This window comes from Bradyrhizobium sp. USDA 4341 (genome assembly GCF_054063755.1).
In genome coordinates, this window is record NZ_JBSSGO010000002.1 from 7097419 (window position 1) to 7115020 (window position 17602).

Here is a 17602-nt window from a genome sequence, read left to right on the forward strand (position 1 = left end):
GGAGCGCGTCATTGAAGCAAATCCAACCGGGCGCCTGATGGCCAAGGAGCGATCGATGTCCCAGATCACCTATCCACGCGAGCGAACCGCGCTGCTTCTTGTCGATCCCTACAATGATTTCCTGTCCGACGGCGGCAAGGTCTATCCACGCATCAAGCCGGTCGCCGACGAGGTCGGGCTGCTCGACAATCTGCGCCAGCTCGACGGCGCGGTCCGGGCCGCCGGCATCCAGGTGGTGATCGTCCCGCACCGCCGCTGGGAGCCGGGCGATTACGAGGATTGGGATCATCCCAACCCGACCCAGCGCTTGATCATGCAGCGCCACAGCTTTGCGCGCGGCGAATGGGGCGGGGAATGGCATCCCGACTTTGCGCCCAAGCCCGGCGATCTGATCGCCCAGGAGCATTGGGGGCAGAGCGGGTTCGCCAACACCAATCTTGATTTCCTGCTGAAGCAGAAAGGCATCACGCATGTGATCGTGGTCGGGCTGCTGGCCAACACCTGCATCGAGTCGACCGGCCGCTTCGCGATGGAGCTCGGCTACCACGTGACGCTGGTGCGCGATGCCACCGCCGCCTTCTCGCACGACATGATGCACGCCGCTCACGAGTTGAATGGCCCGACCTACGCCCATTCCATCCTGACGACCGCCGAGGTGATCGCGGCGTTGCCGGCGGCCTCTCATTCCAAGGAGACGGTCAAATGACCACAACATCGAAGACACCAGCTGCAATCGCGATAGGCCAATTGAACCAGGACGCCATCGACCAGGACCGGCGCAGGCTGCTGACGGGCGCGGCGTTGGGCCTGATTGCTGCCGGTGCTGCCAGCCTATTTCCCGCGCATCCCGCCGCGGCGGCCAGCAGCGATGCGATCCGGCCATTCCGCATCAACATTCCCGAAGAAGACCTTGTCGACCTTCGCCGCCGTCTGGCCGCGACCCGATGGTCCGACAAGGAGACCGTCAACGACGACTCTCAAGGCGTTCCGCAGGCGATGCTGCGCGATCTCGTCCGCTACTGGCAGACCGACTACGACTGGCGGAAGGTGGAGGCGCGGCTCAACGCCCTGCCGCAGTTCGTCACCGAAATCGACGGGCTGGACATTCGCTTCATTCACGTTCGCTCAAAGCATGACAATGCGCTGCCGCTGATCGTCACGCATGGCTGGCCGGGTTCGGTCATCGAGCAGATGAAGATCATCGATCCCCTGACCGATCCCACCGCGCATGGCGGTAGCGCGTCGGATGCGTTCCATCTCGTGATCCCGTCGATGCCGGGCTACGGATTCTCCGGCAAACCGACCACGGTCGGCTGGGATCCCCAGCGCATCGCACGGGCTTGGGTTCAATTGATGACGCGGCTCGGCTACAGCAAGTTCGTGGCGCAGGGCGGCGACTGGGGTTCGCCGGTCTCCAATGAAATGGCCAAGCTGGGAGCGCCCGAACTGCTCGGCATCCACGTCAATCTGCCTGGCGTCGTTCCGCCCGAGGTCCTCAACGCGGTCGTTTCGGGTGGTCCCGCGCCGGACAATCTGTCAGCAGAAGAGCAGCACGCCTTCGACCAGATCAAGCTTCAGTTCATGAAACGGCGCGCCTATGCGCTGATCATGGGCACGCGCCCGCAGACGCTTGCGGCTTTTGCGGATTCGCCGGCGGGCGTGGCTGCCTGGCTGCTCGATCACGGCGACGGCTATGCCCAGCCGGCCGCGGCGATGACATCGGCGGTGCTCGGTCATGCAGTCAACGGCCATTCCGCGGGCGCGCTGACGCGCGACGACGTGCTCGACAACATCACGCTGTACTGGCTCACCAACAGCGCGATTTCCTCGGCGCGTCTGTACTGGGAGAACAAGACAAACCTCTATCTGCCGGCCAATGTCGCGATCCCCGCCGCCGTGACGGCGTTCCCCGGCGAGAGTTTTGTCGCGCCGCGGAGCTGGGCGGAAAAGGCCTATCACAAGCTGATCTACTTCCATCAGGCCGAGGCCGGCGGCCATTTCGCGGCGTGGGAGCAGCCCGACATCTTCAGTCGAGAGGTTCGGGATGCGTTTCGACCGCTGCGCAGCTGATCTGAATATTCAAAACAACCGAAAGGAGTATCCATCATGCCAAAGCTTGCAATCATCGCCACCGTCGAGGTCGCGCCAGGCAAGCGGGATGAGGTGCTGCCGCTGTTGCTGGCGCACCGCGCCCGTTCCCTGAGGGATGAGCCGGGCACGCTGCAGTTCGATGTCCTGGTGCCCCGCGAGGACGCTTCAAAGCTGCTGCTCTACGAGGTCTATCAGGATGACGCCGCGTTCGCGGCGCATCGCAATGCGCGATCGATCGCACAGTTTCGCGAGGAGACCGCGGCACTCGGCGTCAAGGTTGCCGGCACATGGTGCACGCCCGCCGAGTAGACGTTGTCGTCGCCGTCGCAGCTGCGGGATCAGACCATCTGACGCAGCAGGCCGATCAGGCGGCCGCATTCATCGTCCGTGCCGACCGTGATGCGCAGGAAATCCTCGATCCGCGGCTTCTGGAAATGCCGCACCAGGACGCCGCGCTCGCGCAGCTTCGCGGCGAGATCCGCGCCGCGATGGCCACCGTGGCGGGCGAACACGAAATTCGCATGCGACGGCAGTACTTCGAAGCCGAGCTCGGTGAGGCCGCGGGCGAGCGCCTCGCGGCTCCGGATGATGCGATGCCGCGTCTCCTCAAACCATGCGTCGTCCTCGATCGAGGCGACGGCACCTGCGATCGCGAAGCAATCCAGCGGATAGGAGTTGAAGCTGTCCTTGACGCGCTCCAGCGCCTCGATCAGCGGGCGCTGGCCGATGGCGAAGCCGACCCGCAATCCCGCCAGCGCGCGCGACTTCGAGAGCGTCTGGATCACCAGCAGATTGTCGTGGCGCGCGACGAGCGGCACGGCGCTCTCGGCGCCGAAATCGACATAGGCCTCGTCGACCACCACCAGCCGGTCGGGATGCTCGGTGACCAGCGCCTCGATCGCGGCGCGCGGCAGCGCGATGCCGGTCGGTGCGTTGGGATTGCATAGCAGGATGGCGCTGCCCGGCCGCCGGTAGTCCGCAAGCTGTATCCGCATCGCGGCATCGAGCGGGACCGTCTCGTAGCCGACGCCATAGAGGCGGCAGTAGACCGGGTAGAAGCTGTAGGTGATGTCGGGGAACAGGAGCGGCGCGTCGTGCTTCAAAAGCGCCGGAAAGGCGTGGGCCAGCACCTCGTCCGAGCCGTTGCCGACGAACACGTCGTCAGACGTGACGCCGTAGCGCGTCGCGATCGCCTCGCGCAGGACCGATGCGCGCGGGTCCGGATAGAGCCGCAGGCGATCCGTGGTCGCTGTGATCGCCGCCACCGCGCGGGGCGACGGCGGGTAGGGATTCTCGTTGGTATTGAGCTTGATCAGGCCATCGATCTTCGGCTGCTCGCCGGGCACGTATGGCGACAGATTGTGGACGACCGAACTCCAGAAGCGGCTCATGATCTGCGATCCAGGGATGAATGCGAGCACAATACGGAATACGAGGCGCCGATGAAAGCGCCTCTTTATTCCCAAGCGTTCTGATGTGTATCGCGCTCGCGACCTACCAGGTCGCCGTGCCCTTCATGGTCGGCTGGCCCTCGGCATTGGCGGTCCACAGCTCCATGCCGTCGTCCTTGTCGTTGGCATTGATCGAGAACTCGCTGCCCTCGAACAGCGGCTGCACGCCGCGATAGGTGAGCTTCTTCGGCGGCTTGCCTCCGCGGAGTTTCGCGGCGAATTCGACGATGAAGGAGGCCTGCAGCGGGCCGTGGAAGATCAGGCCCGGATAGCCCTCGACCTTGGTGACGTAGTCGCGATCGTAGTGGATGCGGTGGCCGTTGAAGGTCAGGGCCGAATAGCGGAACAAGAGCACCGGATCGGAGACGTGGCTCTCGCGATGTTGCGCGGCCGGAGGAGGCGGCGCCGCTTTGGCGGGCGCTGCGGCTTGTGTGCTCGTCATCTCGCGATAGACGATGTCCTGCCGCTCGCGGACCGCAAGCCCGCGCGACGTCGTCACCTCGTGATGGACCGAGACGAAGCACAGCGTGCCGGTCGAGCCCGATTTCACCGTGACGTCGGCGATGCGCGAAGTGCGTTTGGCGTCGTCGCCGATGCGCAAGCTATCGAAGAATTCGAGCTCGCCGCCGGCCCACATCCGGCGCGGCAGCGGCACCGGCGGCAGGAAGCCGCCGCGGGTCGGATGACCGTCGGGGCCAAGTTGCGACATTGGAAACACCGGCTGCGCCAGGCACCAATGCGTGGTCCACGGCGCGGCGTCGCCGGCCTTCGGCTCGCCGATCTCCTGGAACAGCGTCGCGCGCAGCCCCATCACGAGGTACTTCGTGACGACGTCAGAGGTCTCCGTGGTCTTGCCGATCCACTGGCGGAGATGATCGAGGTCGAGTTTATCGGTCATGAGATTTTGTCCTCGGTGAGAGACATCTGAGCGTGATGGCGTCGGTGCGACGGCAAACTCGGTACACCTCTCCCGCTTGCGGGGGAGGTCGGCGCGTAGCGCCGGGTGGGGGCTCTCTCAACGTTAGGACTCGTGGAGAGAGCCCCCACCCCAACCCTCCCCCGCAAGCGGGAGAGGGGGCGCAGCTCGTTCTTGATTGCGATCGCGCCTGATCCCATTGCAGCCTAACGTTTGATGCGCTCGCCGATCGCGGGCACCTTGCCGTAGTGCCGGTCCTCGCCGACGACGATGGCGGCCGGCGCCGGATAGCTGACACGGCCGTTCGGCGTGTCGACCTCGATGCGGCGCAGATGCGGGTGCCTGGCGAGGTCGTCCATGCTGTTGACCTCGGCAAAGGCGATGTCGGCCTCGGCGAGCTTCGCCAGCAAGTCCTCACGCGTGAGCTTGCCAAAGCTGTCGCCGACGATCTGGTCGGTAGTCGCGCGGTTGCGCACGCGCTCGACCATGTTGGCAAAGCGCGGATCGTCGGGCAGGCCAGGCTGGCCGAGCACCTTGGCGCACAGCGTCTTCCACTCGCGCTCGCTCTGGATCGAGATCAGGATCTCCTTGCCGTCCTTCGAGCGGAACACGCCATAGGGCGCGATCGAGGGATGGGCGAGGCCGATCCGCTTCGGCGACTTGCCGTCCTCGGCATTGAGCAGCGGCACCGTGAGCCAGTCGGCCATCACGTCGAACATCGAGATGCGGATGTCGGCACCCTGGCCGGTACGACCGCGCCCGATCAGTGCCTCAAGAATGGACGCATGCGCGGTGGCACCGGTCGCGACGTCGACGATCGACATGCCGACGCGCGAGGCGCCTTCGGGGCCGCCGGTAATTGAAGCGAGGCCGCTCTCGGCCTGGATCAGGAGGTCATAGGCCTTGCGGTCGGCGTAGGGGCCGGTGTCGCCATAGCCGGTGATGGTGCACATGATCAGCTTCGGATAGTCCTTGCGCAGCCGCTCGCGCGAGAAGCCGAGCTTGTCCATCGAGCCCGGCTTCAAATTCTGCAGCAGCACGTCGGCGCCCGCGATCAGCTCTTCGAGCTGCGCGCGGCCTTCCTTGGTGGCGAGATCGACCACGGCGGAATCCTTGCCGCGGTTGAGCCAGACGAAATAGCTGCTCTGGCCCTTCGCCGCGGCGTCGTAGCCGCGGGCGAAATCGCCCTCCGGCCGCTCGATCTTGATGACATGGGCGCCGGCATCGGCCAGGCGTGACGAGCAGAACGGCGCGGCGACCGCCTGTTCGACGGCGATGACGGTCAATCCCTCAAGCGGCAGCATGATCTGAGAACTCAGTAGGAGCGGGGCATGCCGAGCACGTGCTCGGCGACGAACGACAGGATCAAATTGGTCGAGATCGGCGCCACCTGGTAGAGCCGGGTCTCGCGGAACTTGCGCTCGACGTCGTATTCCTCGGCGAAGCCGAAGCCGCCATGGGTCTGCACGCAGGCGTTCGCCGCTTCCCAGGAGGCGTCCGCGGCCAGCATCTTGGCCATGTTGGCCTCGGCGCCGCAGTCGAGCCCGGCTTCATATTTGCGGGTGGCTTCCTTCACCATCAATTCGGCCGCACGCATCGAGGCATAGGCCTTGGCGATCGGGAATTGGATGCCCTGGTTCTGGCCGATCGGCCGGCCGAACACGCTGCGCTCCTTGGCGTAGTTGGTGGCCTTCTGGATGAACCATTTGGCATCGCCGACGCATTCGGCGGCGATCAGGATGCGTTCGGCATTCATGCCCGAGAGGATATAGCGGAAACCCTTGCCTTCCTCGCCGATCAGGTTCGCCGCCGGCACCTTCATGTCGGTGAAGAACACTTCGGTCGTGGCGTGGTTCATCATGGTGCGGATCGGGCGGATCTCCAGCCCCTTGCCCTTGACCTCGCGCATGTCGACGATGAACACCGAGAGCCCGTCGGTGCGCTTCTTGGACTGCTCCTTCGGCGTGGTGCGCGCGAGCAGGACCATCAGGTCGGAATATTCGGCGCGGCTGGTCCAGATCTTCTGGCCGTTGACGACGTAGTGGTCGCCCTCGCGGCGCGCGAAGGTCTTCAGCGACGAGGTGTCGGTGCCGCTGGTCGGCTCGGTGACGCCGAACGCCTGCAGCCGCAATTCGCCGGTCGCGACCTTCGGCAGATACTTCGCCTTCTGCGCGTCGTTGCCGTGCCGCAGCACGGTGCCCATCGTGTACATCTGGGCATGGCAGCCGCCGCCGTTGCAGCCGGCGCGCTGGATCTCTTCCAGGATCGCCGCCGCCGCGGACAGCTTCAGGCCCGCGCCGCCATACTCCTCGGGGATCAGCACCGAGAGATAGCCGGCCTCCGTCAGCGCATCGACGAACTCCTTCGGATAGGCCATCTGGCGGTCGAGCTTGCGCCAGTATTCGCCGGGAAACTGCGCGCAGAGCTTTGCGACGGCGTCGCGGATGTCGGTGTGGTCGTCGGTGTGCTGATCGTGTGCGGTCATGATTTCGCTTTGCCGAGAGATTGCGCCAGAGCGTTGTCGAGCGAAGCGGAAGCCGGTTCGCGTGGGGAAAACGCCCGCTGTTGTGGGGTCCCGGTAAACTCCCTATGCTGTTTTGTTATAGCGTATGAACCTGCCTTCCAGGATTGGCAAGTATGGATTTCCGCCAGCTTAGGACCTTTGCGTGCGTCGCGGAACTCGGGAGTCTGAGCAAGGCATCCGATACCTTGCGGGTCGCGCAGCCGGCGCTGAGCCGGCAGATCAAGCTGCTGGAGCACGAGCTGCGCACCGAATTGTTCACGCGCAACGGCCGCGGCATGGTGCTGACCGATGCCGGCCGGCTGCTGCTGGCGCGCACCGGCGGTATCGTGCGGCAGATCGACCAGATCCGCGACGACATCCAGTCCGCGGGCGGCGCGCCGTCCGGGCGTGTCGTGCTTGGGCTGGTGCCGACGGTGAGCTGCGTGATCTCGGCGCGGCTGGCGCGGCGCACGGTGGAACGCTATCCCGGCATCTCGCTCTGCATCGTCGAAAGCTACAGCGGCCATCTGATCGAGTGGCTGCATCGCGGCGAGATGGACCTTGCGGTGATCTACGGCCCGTCGGTCGATCTGCACCTGGCGGTGCAGAGCCTCGGTCGCGACTCGATCGTCGCGGTCGGCCCGCGCGGCAGCGGGCTGAAGCAGAAGAAGCAGGTCGATATCGGATGGCTGCTGCGCCAGCGCCTGGTGCTGCCAAGTCATTCGCACGGGCTCCGCGCCATGATCGAGCACGCGGCGGCGAAGAAGAAGGTCACGCTCGACGTCAAGCTCGAGGCGGATTCGTTCCGCGTGCTGACAAGCTTGGTCGAGGAGGGGCTCGGATACACCATGCTGCCGCCGTCCTCGGTGCGCGGCGAGGTCGCCGACGGTCGGCTCGAGACCGCGCCGATCGCACGGCCCGCGCCGCGGCGCGAGCTGACCCTCGCCTCGCCGGTCGAGCATCCCGGCTCCAACGCCATCACGCTGATCGCAAAATTGCTGCGCGACGAGGTCGCCGCGTGCCGCGCCGAGGGGCTCTGGGATATCCAGCTCGCCTGAGCGCGGCTTCGCATCATCTCACCTGGAAACCGAGATGGCCGCGGAAGCGGTTCTTGAGATAGGTGCCGTCGCGCGGCGGCAGCGCGCGCTCGACCTCACCGGCTGCGATGCGGATGCGCGCCAGCCGCGGACCGCCGCCGAGATCGCGCAAGCTATTCCGGAAGCGTTCGATGCCGGCCATGTCGGTGATGTCGGAGACATTGCCGATGCCCGCGCCGCTTGCGATCACCTCGAGCTTCGCCCCTAAGCCGGAATGGCTGAGCTGCATCCCGGTCTCGCCGAAATGGCCGTTGTCGAGCACCGCGATCGAGAGATTGCCGGGCTGCTTGGTGGCGATAGTCAAGAGGCTGCCGATGCCCATCAGCTGCTCGCCATCGCCGGTGACGACCAGCACCGGGCGCTTCGGTTGCGCCAGCGCGAGGCCGAGCCCGACCATCGCGGCGCCGCCCATCGCGCCCCACAGATAGAAATTGCCGGGGTGCTCGCCGGCGTCGAATACGTCGTAGGACGAGGAGCCGAGCCCGGAGATCACGAGCAGGTCGCCGCGCTCGGTGAGCAGCGCCTTCACGGCGGCGCGGCGATCGAGAGTGCCTGTTGGCGCTGACATCAATGCGTCTCCTTCGTCCACTTCTTGCGGCCGATCATTCGCTGCGAGATCAGCACCGCGACCTGCTGGTCGCCGTCATAGGCGAGCGAGGCGGCGGCCGAGATCACTTCTTCGGCGTCGTCGGGATTCTCCAGCCGCAGCACGGTCGTGCCCATGATCTCGAAGGCCAGCGGCGTGGCCCGGCCCATCGGGATCTGCCAGGGATTGAACTCGGCCCATTCGCCGCGCATCGTCACCAGCGTCAGCAGCGGAAAGCGGCAGCTCGCCATCAGCGACAGCATGTTGACGCAATTGCCGACGCCGCTGGATTGCATCAACAGCACTGCGCGGTCGCCGCCGAGCCAGGCGCCGGCGGCCATCGCCACGCCTTCCTCCTCGGTCGTCAGCACCGTGGTCTTGATGTCGGCATCGGCGTGCGACAGCTTGATCAGCTTCGAGTGTCCGGCGTCGGGGACGTAGGACACCTGCGCCACGCCAAAATCCTTCAGCGTGCGGTAGATCGCAAACGGCCAGTCCCGGCTGGTCGCGCTGTCCTGGTGAACGGCAATCTGGTCCATCATGGCCTCGGCTAGGGGCGCGCAGCGGCGCGTCCTCACACCCGAAGGCTTAGGCCAGGCGGAGGTATTATTCCCTTCGCATCTGGCTCGCGCAGCTATGCCGGAATTTTATACCCCCGTCATTGCGAGCCAACGGGTCGCGCGAACGCGCGCCCGATGACAGGCTCCGCGAAGCAATCCATCTCTCCTCATGCATGGAGGATGGATTGCTTCGTCGCTTCGCTCCTCGCAATGACGAGGGGGGCTGGCGTTCTTCCGCCTCAGCCATTCGGCTGCAGAAACGTGCCGTACTGCTTGCTCGTGACCACCGCGGCGGCGGCCTCTCCGATGACGCGCATCGCCGCCATCATGGGCCACGGCCCAAGGCTGACCCGGCGCACGCCGGCGCGGGCAAGCTCCGGGATTTCGGGAACGCCCCGTGTCACCATGATGTTGACCGGCAGCGGCGTCAGTTGAACGAGCCGCTCGATCAGCGCGAGGTCGGTCAAGCCCGGTACGAAAATTCCGTCGGCGCCGGCCTCGGCATAGACCCTCGCGCGCCTTGCCGCTTCATTCAGGCATTGCTCCGGCGAGCCGAATTTCAGCAGGAACGGATCGGTCCGCGCATTGATGAAGAGGTGAATGCCGAGCTGTTGCGCGGTGTCCCGCACCGCCCTGATCTTGGCGGCATGCAGCTCGGGACTGGCGAGCTGCCGCTTGCCGCCCAAAAGCCCGTCCTCGATATTGAGGCCGATCGCGCCGGCCTCCAGGATCCTCGCCGCCGAATGCGCGGCGGCGTCCGCGGTGTCGCCATATCCGGCCTCCAGATCGATCGATACTGGAACAGAGACCGAAGCGGTCATTCGCGAGACCAGGCCTTCCACGATGTCGAGCGGGGCATTTTCACCGTCGGCAAAGCCGAGCGCGGACGCCACCGCGCCGCTGCTGGTCGCGATGGCCGGCGAGGTCTTCGCGATCGCCTTGGCGGTGGCGACGTCCCAGGCGTTGAACAGGATGAGCGGATCGCCCGTCCTGTGAAGACCGTGAAACGCTTCGGCGTGTTGCTGCTGTGTCGTGGCGTCCATTGCGTGCACTCCTGTTCAGAGAGAATTTGAAAGACTTCGTGACGTGGTCGCTGGTTGCAGCACGGCTATTCAGCCGGGCACGTGGCTCTTGAACCAGTCCATGATCAGACTGTTGACCTCGGCCTCACGCTCGAGGTGCGGGAAGTGCCCGACATCGGGCAGGACAACGCGCTGATGTGGCCCCTTGAAGAGTGGCTCTTCCTTCATCGAATACCGCGCTGTCGGATCGTTGCCGCCATAAATCGTCAGCGTCGGCGTATGCATGTCGTTGATCGGCAGCCGGCCCGCAACTCCCGCATCGACCAGGCCATTGTAGTATTTCAGCGCCGCCTTCATGGTGCCGGGAGAGCTGAGCGTCTCCTTTACCGAGCGGAGATGTTCGTCGTTCTCCAGGGTTGGCGACCACAACTTCCAAAGGTAGTCGACGAAGGGAAGACCCTCGATGTTGACCGCCGAGTGAGCGCCAGGCACCGTAAAAAAATAGACATGGAAAACCGATCGAACGGCATCGGGATCGCTCCTGAGGCGCGCGATTGTGATCGGGTGCGCGGTGTTCATCACAACCGCGGCCTTGATCGCCGACGGCGCCGTGGCCAGCACCTGGAACGTCGACGTGCCGCCCCAATCCATGCCGACGACGCGCGCCTGTCCGTCGTCGCTCAGCGCCGCGATCAGCGCTTCGAGATCCTGGCCCAGCGCGATCGGATCGAAGATGCCGTCGGCCGGAATCTCGGTTGGTGCATAGCCGCGTAGGAACGGCGCCACCGCGCGATACCCGGCATCCGCGAACACCTGCAGCTGCTTGCGATACGACCAGGCGTTGTCGGGAAAGCCGTGCATGAACATGACAAGCGGTCCGCTGCCCTGTTCGAGATAGGCAAATCGCAGGCCGTTGGCCTGCACGTATTTCAGCGTGGGTTCGCTGCCGGCGGCGTCAGGCATTGCCAATGCGGTGCTTCGGATCGTCATCGCTACTCTCCATCTTTTGCCGTGGTCACTCTCCCGGACAAATATGTGCGTAGCACACATATCTGGTCAAGTTGTTTTTTGTGCGCAGCGCACATATTATTCCCGCATGGAAAACGGAATCGCCAATCTTCTGGGCGCGCTGTCGCTCGCCGTCATGGATCGTATCGAGCAGGGCGCCCGCGAGGTGGTCGGCCGCGGCGGCGAGACGCCCGCGGCCCTCATCGTCATCGGCTATGGCCAAGGCATGACCAACGACAAGCTGAGGCGGATCCTCGGCCTGTCGCATTCCGGAACCGTCCGGCTGGTGGATCGTCTGGTTTCGGATCGGCTCGTCGAACGCCGTCCGGGAAAAGACGGTCGCGAGGTCGCCTTGCACCTGACGGCGACCGGCGCTGCATCCCGCAACGAACTGCTGGCGTCCCGGATATCGGCCGTCACGTCATTGCTCGATGTGCTGTCGTCGGCTGAACGAAAGCAGCTTGCGACATTGATCCGCGAACTGCTGGCAAGGCAGGATACATCGGAGATGGATCGCTTCACGATCTGCCGGATGTGCGACGACCGGGTCTGCACCAATTGCCCATTGCCGACAAACAAGAGCCAGCACGTTCGCTAGAGGGATGACCCTACTCCGAGTCGAGCGGCAGGCTCCGCTTCACCTCGCCCCGCGTGCGGGGAGAGGTCGGAACGCATCCTTGGATGCGTTCCGGGTGAGGGGGAGCCTCCGCAAGCACAACTATCGCCGGATACGCGGAGACGGCCCCTCACCCCAACCCTCTAAGAGCGAGCTTCGCTCGTCTCGACCCCGTAAGAACGGGGAGAGAGAGCGCAGTGCCGTCGCGGTAACTACTCGACCTTATCAGGCGCTAGCGCCTTGCCGTCAGCTTGCGGTCTTGCCGACCGTGAAGACGTACATGTCCCAGAACGTCTCGGGATGATCGACCTCGAAGCGGTGCCACTGGTCCAGATTGGTCTCGTCGGCCGCGCCCGGAAACTGTTTGCGGAATTGTTCGAGCACCGTCGGATCGTCAAACGGCTCGAAGCCCTGGAACGTCAGACCGTGTTCGTTGAGGAATGCCGCGATCTCGGGGATCGTGAGCCGATGTTCCATCACGTTGAACAGCAGATCGCGGCAGCCGCTCATGCTGTAGAAATCCTTGGCGCCGATCAGCGGCTTCCATTGTTCGGCCTCGCGAAAAATGTCCCGCCGGCACCGTCGGATGTCGTCGGCGGTGGCGCGATAATTGCGCGCGGCGATGCGGGCGCGGGCCTCCACGACGACGCGGCGGGCCAGATCGCTGTACAGGCCGATGCGCATCGTGCCGCTAGGCCGCAGCAGCGAGACCAGTACGCGCCAGCCGGCAAAAGGCTCGGCCAGATGGTGCAGCACGCCGACCGACTCGATGCTGTCGAACGTGCGACCGATCGCGCCCAATTCCAGGATATCCGCCTGCGCATATTCGATGTTGTGCAAGCCCAGCTCCCGCGTCTTGCGGCGCGCATAGGCGAGGCTGGTCATGCTGATGTCGACCGCGAGCAAGCGGGCGTTCGGGTAGACCTGCGCGATCTGGATCGCGTGCGAGCCGGTGCCGCAACCCGCGATCAGGATATCGAGCCTGGCTTGCTGTTCTGCGGTCGCGACGGTTCGTCCCCGCGCCCGATCGGCCGCGAAGGCCGTCAGCGGATTGACGGTCCAGCGCGGATAGGGATTTTCCTCGTACTGGCGCATCACCTCGACGGATACGTCGTTCTTGATCGGAGTAAGCGCCGCAATGGTGCTGCGCTCCGCCATTTCCTCGCGCGGCTCGCGAAGTTGCACCCGCAACAGGCCGGCTGTGGCCGCAGGCCAATTCCCACGCAGCAGCGCGTCCGCCTGCGGGAGCGCATGAAGCGGGAAATAGGCCGCAACGACCGCGAGCGTGAGCGGCGCAATCGCGGCCCCTGATGCCAGGTCGTGCAGCAATCGATCGCGCAGCGCGCCCGCAAGCTCGCTTTCCCTCTCGGTCTGTCCATAGGCATATTCGTTGATGAAGCATTGCCGGGCGAGCGCGCACGCAAAGGCGACGATCTCGTCGTCCATTGCGTCCTGATTGCTCGCGCGCTGCAGCAGTTCGGCACGCGCATATCCCAGCAGCACCTCGAGCTGCATGTTGGCCAGCGTCGTGGCTTCCATCGCCGCGCGCAGGAAGAGGTCGCGGGCAAGCGGGGCGACGCCTTCTGCGCCGAACAGTTCGGCGTTCGTGACCGGCAGCGGCCACTTGCCGGCAATCCGCCCGACATAGCTGGTGACGGTTGGGCTCTGCAGGATGAAGCTACCGGCCCTCGTATCCATGCCGAGCGCGAGTGCCTTGCTGAAATGCGCGGCCGCCTTGGCGCGAGTGCCCAGCGCCTGGTAGGAATTTCCGGCGTTGTAGTGGCAGGCGGCGTTGACCTCGTCGGAGGCAATTGCCTTCGCGAACGTCTTCACGGCCGATCGGTGATCACCCGCTGCCTGCGCCATCAGGCCGAGCAGGTTCAGGCTCTGCACATGGCCAGGCTCACGCGCGAGAATTTGCCGGCAAATCTCCTGCGCCTCGTTGAAGCGGCGCATCCCGTAGAAGCGGCTTGCGTCGGCGGCAAGGCCGGCCATGCCGATGCCTGCGGAACCGAAAGCGGGTGCGTTTCCGGCGGACTCGTCCCGTCGCTTACCGGCCGCACGCCGCTCTTTTCGGTTCATGTTCCGTCAACTGGCCCAAACTGCAAGATGCTGCCGTACAGCGCGCCGAAACGGCTCGATGCTCAGCCCGGGATCCGCACCGGCAGGTTCTCGATGCCGCGCACGAAGCTGGAATAGACCCGCTTCGGCTCGCCGACCACCTCGATGCGGTCGAAGCGCTTCAGCATTTCCTGCCAGACGATCTTGAGCTGCAGCTCGGCGAGCCGCATGCCGACGCAGCGGTGGATGCCGAAGCCGAACGACAGATGGATGCGCGGCCGGGCGCGATCGATGATGAACTCGTCGGGGCGGTCGATCACCTCGTCGTCGCGGTTGCCGGAGACGTACCACATCACGACGCGGTCGCCCTTCCTGATCGTCTTGCCGCCGACCTCGGTGTCCTGGAGCGCGGTCCGCCGCATATGCGCGAGCGGCGTCTGCCAGCGGATCACCTCCGGCACCATGGTGTCGATCAGCGCGGGGTTCTCCTTCAGCTTCCTGAACTGGTCGGGATGCTCATGCAGTGCCAGCACCGAGCCGCTCATGGTGTTGCGCGTGGTGTCGTTGCCGCCGACGATGAGCAGGATGATGTTGCCCATCAGATTGTCGGGGTCCATGTGCCGGGTGGCGTCGCTATGCGCCATCATCGACAGCAGGTCGTTCCTCGGCGGCGCGTTGACGCGCTCATTCCACAGCTTTGAGAAATAGGCGTAGCACTCGTCCATTTCCTGCCGCCGCTGTTCCGGCGAATCGACGATGCCGCTTTTCGGCAGCGCGGTGGAGACGTCGGACCAGCGCGTCAGCTTGCGCCGCTCTTCCCAGGGGAAGTCGAACAGCGTCGCCAGCATCTGGGTGGTCAATTCGATCGAGACGCGCTCGACGAAATTGAAGGTCTCGTTGCGCGGCAGATTGTCGAGCACGCTCGCCGAGCGCTGGCGGATCAGCTTCGCCAACTCGTCGAGATGATTAGGCGTGAACATCGGCGAGACGGTCTTGCGCTGATGGGCGTGCTTCGGTTGGTCCATCGCGATGAAGCTCGGATAGTCGTAGCCGGGCGGCACGTCGCGGATCGAGATGCCGCCGAGCGTGGAGTCCGAGGAGAAGATGCCGTGGCTGGTGTCGACATGCATGATGTCGTTGTACTTCACGACCGACCAATAGGGCTCGATCGGCGAATTGGTGCAGTAGTGCACCGGCTCTTCCTTGCGCAGCCGCTCGAACCACGGCCACAACGTGTCGTTCTGGAATAGTTTTGGCGCGCCGGGGTGAAAATCCCTGAGGGGCGTCGCATAGGCTTCCTCGCGCGCCTGGCGCAGCAGCTCGGCCCGGTCGGCACGGATGGCGGTCTGGACGTTCATCTCAGCTAGCTCCAGTGAATGTTCTGATTTCCACCTCTCCCGCTTGCGGGGGAGGTCGGATCGCATCGAAGATGCGATCCGGGTGGGGGCTTTCTCCATACGAAGAGTGTCACTTGTGGCGACACCCCCACCCCAACCCTCCCCCGCAAGCGGGAGAGGGAGTTAAATCGTCACGCGTCAGGCGGCAATGCGCACTGGCAGCGTCTCGTAGCCCTTGATGAAGCTGGAATACACCCGCTGCGGCTCCTCCACCACCTCGATCGTGTCGAAGCGCTTGAGGATTTCCTCCCAGATGATCTTGAGCTGCAGCTCGGCGAGACGCAGCCCGACGCAGCGGTGGATGCCGAAGCCGAAGGAGATGTGGGTGCGCGGCCGGGCGCGGTCGATCAGGAACTCGTAGGGCTTCTCAATCGCCTCCTCGTCGCGGTTGCCCGAGACATACCACATCACGACCTTGTCGCCCTTCTTGATCTGGCGGCCGCGGAACTCGAAGTCGGCGAGCGCGGTGCGCCGCATATGGGCGAGCGGCGTCTGCCAGCGGATCACTTCGGGCACGAAACTGTCGATCAGCGCCGGGTTCTCCTTGAGCTTGCGGTACTGCTCCGGATGCCTGCTCAGCGCGTAGATGCTGCCGGACAGCGTGTTGCGCGTGGTGTCGTTGCCGCCGACGATCAGCAGGATCAGGTTGCCGAGGAAATTCTTCGGGTCCATGTTCCGCGTGGCGTCGCTGTGCGCCATCATCGAGAGCAGATCGCTCTTCGGCGGCTGGTCAGCTCGTTCCTTCCACAGTCTTGCGAAATAAGTCGCGCATTCCATCAATTCGGCCTGCCGCTCGTCCTCGGTGGCGACGAGGCCGCCGGCGCCGGGCAGGGTGGTCGCAACGTCGGACCAGCGGGTCAACTTGCGGCGATCCTCCCACGGGAAGTCGAACAGCACCGCGAGCATCTGCGTGGTCAGCTCGATCGAGACCTTGTCGACCCAGTCGAACACCTCGCTGCGCGGCAGATTGTCGAGGCACTCGGTCGAGCGGTTGCGGATATTGATCGCGAGCTCGTCAAGATGCGTCGGCGTGAACATCGGCGCCACGGTCTTGCGCTGCGCCGAATGGCGCGGCTGGTCCATCGCGATGAAGCTTTCGCGGCGCAGGTCCGGCGGCACGTCGCGGATGGTGATGCCGCCGAGCGAGGCGGCCGAGGAGAACACCGCGTGGTTGGTCTCGATGTCCATGATGTCGTTGTACCGGGTGATCGACCAGTACGGTCCGAACATCGAATCCTTGCAGTAGTGCACCGGATCCTCGCGGCGCAGCCGGTCGAAATACGGCCAGAAGGTATCGGTCTTGAACAGCTCGGGATGGCCGGGATCGTAGTCCGAGAGCGAAAGCGTGTTGGCGCGTTCGCGTGCGGCGTCCAGATTGGTGTCGTCGACCAGATCGATGGTCCCGTGCATGAGCGGCTCCTCAACCGTTTCGCGGCCGGGGCATCGCCGGCGCGGCATGTTTTACCGAATTACATTCTCATTCCGCGGTTTGCGCAAGGGCTCTCAGCGCGCATTTGGCCGCATTGATGTCAGGCCAAAGCGGCCGAATCCGGGCTTTTCGCCGGCGGAGGGGCAAGGCGGCGACCAACGCTGTTTGAAACGGCGTTTGATTTGGTTAGGCGGCGGGTGCGAACGGTGCGGGGACTGTCTATTCGGTGCCGGGCTTTTCGCAGGGGTAGGTGTCCTGCATGCCCCACAGCAGCAGGAGAGCGATCACCATCTCGCCTTTCGCGGACCGCTTGTCGGCCGACTTGAGCATGATCTCTTCGGTCTGCTCGCTGGTCAGCGCGAGGTCGTTGGGCATGCAGAACAGCAATTGTCCGCCATGCCGTTTCAACCAGGCATTGGAAGCCATCAGGCCGCCCCTGACGCCGTCCAGGTACATATGATTGAAGATGCGAAAGTTCTCATTCTTTGGATTGCGATAGGAATCCAGCCGTATGTCGACGGCAGCGGCGGGAGCTGCCGTCAGCGCCAGGAAGCACGCCGACATTATCCACTTGCTCATCGCTACCCTTCCTCGCTTGTCCGGCGTGTTCCCTTGTCACCTGATCCGTAAGTATCTCATTCCCGCCATGGGGTTCGAAGCTCGCGCTCGACGAGGGTGGGATGGCGGCCGCTTTGCTCCGACCGGGGCGACACCGGCATCGAGGACTGCGCTGTTTCCGGCGATGCCGTTAAGGCATGGCCAACCGCACCCCACCAAAAATCGGCCGGCGATCTCGACCTTGTGTGAAACCTGGATCACACTCGCAGCGACAAACCTGTGCTTTTGATACGCAGAGATTGTCCCG

17 protein-coding genes are annotated in these 17602 nt (G+C 64.6%); 5 read left to right on the plus strand and 12 right to left on the minus strand.

All coding sequences use genetic code 11. The features are described from left to right. The first annotated feature begins 55 nt into the window (after positions 1-55). The 3 genes from ACVIGB_RS39575 to ACVIGB_RS39585 are packed head-to-tail and all read left to right on the plus strand — an operon-like array spanning position 56 to position 2400. Complete coding sequence (locus tag ACVIGB_RS39575) at positions 56-706, plus strand: isochorismatase family cysteine hydrolase (RefSeq protein WP_456718601.1); 651 nt, start codon at positions 56-58, stop codon at positions 704-706. Beyond that, a complete protein-coding gene (locus ACVIGB_RS39580) occupies positions 703-2070 on the plus strand; it encodes an epoxide hydrolase family protein (protein ID WP_456718600.1) in 1368 nt (455 codons plus the stop codon). Before ACVIGB_RS39575 ends, ACVIGB_RS39580 begins: the two co-directional genes overlap by 4 nt. A 36-nt stretch (positions 2071-2106) precedes the next feature. Further along, entirely contained in the window at positions 2107-2400 is a 294-nt protein-coding gene (locus tag ACVIGB_RS39585) for a putative quinol monooxygenase (protein ID WP_092116499.1), read from the plus strand. Between the two features lie 29 nt (positions 2401-2429). Here ACVIGB_RS39585 and hisC read toward each other — a convergent pair whose 3' ends face one another. From hisC to ACVIGB_RS39605, 4 genes are all read right to left on the minus strand, one after another. Continuing rightward, entirely contained in the window at positions 2430-3482 is a 1053-nt protein-coding gene (gene hisC / locus ACVIGB_RS39590; protein WP_456718599.1) for a histidinol-phosphate transaminase, read from the minus strand. A gap of 103 nt (positions 3483-3585) precedes the next feature. Then, positions 3586-4440, minus strand: coding sequence for an FAS1-like dehydratase domain-containing protein (locus tag ACVIGB_RS39595; protein WP_456718598.1), 855 nt, complete (start codon positions 4438-4440; stop codon positions 3586-3588). Positions 4441-4664: 224 nt separating this feature from the next. Beyond that, positions 4665-5762, minus strand: a complete 1098-nt coding sequence (locus tag ACVIGB_RS39600; protein ID WP_456718597.1) for a CaiB/BaiF CoA transferase family protein — start codon at positions 5760-5762, stop codon at positions 4665-4667. 11 nt (positions 5763-5773) lie between these two features. Beyond that, positions 5774-6943, minus strand: coding sequence for an acyl-CoA dehydrogenase family protein (locus tag ACVIGB_RS39605; RefSeq protein WP_456718596.1), 1170 nt, complete (start codon positions 6941-6943; stop codon positions 5774-5776). Between the two features lie 152 nt (positions 6944-7095). On the opposite strand from ACVIGB_RS39605, the gene ACVIGB_RS39610 reads away from it, so the two are divergent. Further along, positions 7096-8019 (plus strand): LysR family transcriptional regulator, encoded by a 924-nt coding sequence (locus ACVIGB_RS39610; RefSeq protein WP_092116489.1) that lies wholly within the window; start codon positions 7096-7098, stop codon positions 8017-8019. Between the two features lie 13 nt (positions 8020-8032). Here the strand turns inward: ACVIGB_RS39610 and ACVIGB_RS39615 are convergent, their stop codons facing one another. From ACVIGB_RS39615 to ACVIGB_RS39630, 4 genes are all read right to left on the minus strand, one after another. Beyond that, positions 8033-8626 carry a thiamine pyrophosphate-dependent enzyme gene (locus tag ACVIGB_RS39615; protein WP_456718595.1) on the minus strand — a complete coding sequence of 198 codons (594 nt, stop codon included), beginning with the start codon at positions 8624-8626 and terminating at the stop codon, positions 8033-8035. Further along, complete coding sequence (locus ACVIGB_RS39620; RefSeq protein ID WP_456718594.1) at positions 8626-9186, minus strand: thiamine pyrophosphate-binding protein; 561 nt, start codon at positions 9184-9186, stop codon at positions 8626-8628. The genes ACVIGB_RS39615 and ACVIGB_RS39620 overlap by 1 nt, the downstream gene beginning before the upstream one ends. 257 nt (positions 9187-9443) lie before the next feature. Next, complete coding sequence (locus ACVIGB_RS39625; RefSeq protein WP_456718593.1) at positions 9444-10247, minus strand: isocitrate lyase/PEP mutase family protein; 804 nt, start codon at positions 10245-10247, stop codon at positions 9444-9446. 69 nt (positions 10248-10316) lie between these two features. Continuing rightward, positions 10317-11216, minus strand: a complete 900-nt coding sequence (locus tag ACVIGB_RS39630) for an alpha/beta fold hydrolase (RefSeq protein ID WP_456718592.1) — start codon at positions 11214-11216, stop codon at positions 10317-10319. Here ACVIGB_RS39630 and ACVIGB_RS39635 point away from each other — a divergent pair. After that, positions 11200-11832 carry a MarR family winged helix-turn-helix transcriptional regulator gene (locus ACVIGB_RS39635; protein WP_456749289.1) on the plus strand — a complete coding sequence of 211 codons (633 nt, stop codon included), beginning with the start codon at positions 11200-11202 and terminating at the stop codon, positions 11830-11832. The genes ACVIGB_RS39630 and ACVIGB_RS39635 overlap by 17 nt on opposite strands. Before the next feature lie 264 nt (positions 11833-12096). Here ACVIGB_RS39635 and ACVIGB_RS39640 read toward each other — a convergent pair whose 3' ends face one another. The 4 genes from ACVIGB_RS39640 to ACVIGB_RS39655 all read right to left on the minus strand — a co-directional run bounded on the left by ACVIGB_RS39640 (position 12097) and on the right by ACVIGB_RS39655 (position 17316). Continuing rightward, complete coding sequence (locus ACVIGB_RS39640) at positions 12097-13845, minus strand: methyltransferase domain-containing protein (protein WP_456718590.1); 1749 nt, start codon at positions 13843-13845, stop codon at positions 12097-12099. Positions 13846-13994: 149 nt separating this feature from the next. Beyond that, positions 13995-15269 (minus strand): cytochrome P450, encoded by a 1275-nt coding sequence (locus ACVIGB_RS39645; RefSeq protein WP_092116477.1) that lies wholly within the window; start codon positions 15267-15269, stop codon positions 13995-13997. Between the two features lie 177 nt (positions 15270-15446). Then, the gene (locus tag ACVIGB_RS39650) at positions 15447-16718 is read right to left on the minus strand and encodes a cytochrome P450 (RefSeq protein WP_456718589.1); all 1272 of its coding nucleotides are present in this window, start codon (positions 16716-16718) and stop codon (positions 15447-15449) included. 238 nt (positions 16719-16956) lie between these two features. After that, positions 16957-17316, minus strand: coding sequence for a hypothetical protein (locus tag ACVIGB_RS39655; protein WP_092116473.1), 360 nt, complete (start codon positions 17314-17316; stop codon positions 16957-16959). Between the last annotated feature and the right edge of the window lie 286 nt (positions 17317-17602).

Excerpts from the sequence above, each read along its gene's own strand:
- ACVIGB_RS39575 (WP_456718601.1), top strand. The coding sequence starts at position 56 with ATGTCCCAGATCACCTATCCACGCGAGCGAACCGCGCTGCTTCTTGTC.
- ACVIGB_RS39580 (WP_456718600.1), top strand. The coding sequence starts at position 703 with ATGACCACAACATCGAAGACACCAGCTGCAATCGCGATAGGCCAATTG.
- ACVIGB_RS39585 (WP_092116499.1), top strand. The coding sequence starts at position 2,107 with ATGCCAAAGCTTGCAATCATCGCCACCGTCGAGGTCGCGCCAGGCAAG.
- hisC (WP_456718599.1), bottom strand. The coding sequence starts at position 3,482 with ATGAGCCGCTTCTGGAGTTCGGTCGTCCACAATCTGTCGCCATACGTG.
- ACVIGB_RS39595 (WP_456718598.1), bottom strand. The coding sequence starts at position 4,440 with ATGACCGATAAACTCGACCTCGATCATCTCCGCCAGTGGATCGGCAAG.
- ACVIGB_RS39600 (WP_456718597.1), bottom strand. The coding sequence starts at position 5,762 with ATGCTGCCGCTTGAGGGATTGACCGTCATCGCCGTCGAACAGGCGGTC.
- ACVIGB_RS39605 (WP_456718596.1), bottom strand. The coding sequence starts at position 6,943 with ATGACCGCACACGATCAGCACACCGACGACCACACCGACATCCGCGAC.
- ACVIGB_RS39610 (WP_092116489.1), top strand. The coding sequence starts at position 7,096 with ATGGATTTCCGCCAGCTTAGGACCTTTGCGTGCGTCGCGGAACTCGGG.
- ACVIGB_RS39615 (WP_456718595.1), bottom strand. The coding sequence starts at position 8,626 with ATGTCAGCGCCAACAGGCACTCTCGATCGCCGCGCCGCCGTGAAGGCG.
- ACVIGB_RS39620 (WP_456718594.1), bottom strand. The coding sequence starts at position 9,186 with ATGATGGACCAGATTGCCGTTCACCAGGACAGCGCGACCAGCCGGGAC.
- ACVIGB_RS39625 (WP_456718593.1), bottom strand. The coding sequence starts at position 10,247 with ATGGACGCCACGACACAGCAGCAACACGCCGAAGCGTTTCACGGTCTT.
- ACVIGB_RS39630 (WP_456718592.1), bottom strand. The coding sequence starts at position 11,216 with ATGACGATCCGAAGCACCGCATTGGCAATGCCTGACGCCGCCGGCAGC.
- ACVIGB_RS39640 (WP_456718590.1), bottom strand. The coding sequence starts at position 13,845 with ATGGCCGGCCTTGCCGCCGACGCAAGCCGCTTCTACGGGATGCGCCGC.
- ACVIGB_RS39645 (WP_092116477.1), bottom strand. The coding sequence starts at position 15,269 with ATGAACGTCCAGACCGCCATCCGTGCCGACCGGGCCGAGCTGCTGCGC.
- ACVIGB_RS39650 (WP_456718589.1), bottom strand. The coding sequence starts at position 16,718 with ATGCACGGGACCATCGATCTGGTCGACGACACCAATCTGGACGCCGCA.
- ACVIGB_RS39655 (WP_092116473.1), bottom strand. The coding sequence starts at position 17,316 with ATGAGCAAGTGGATAATGTCGGCGTGCTTCCTGGCGCTGACGGCAGCT.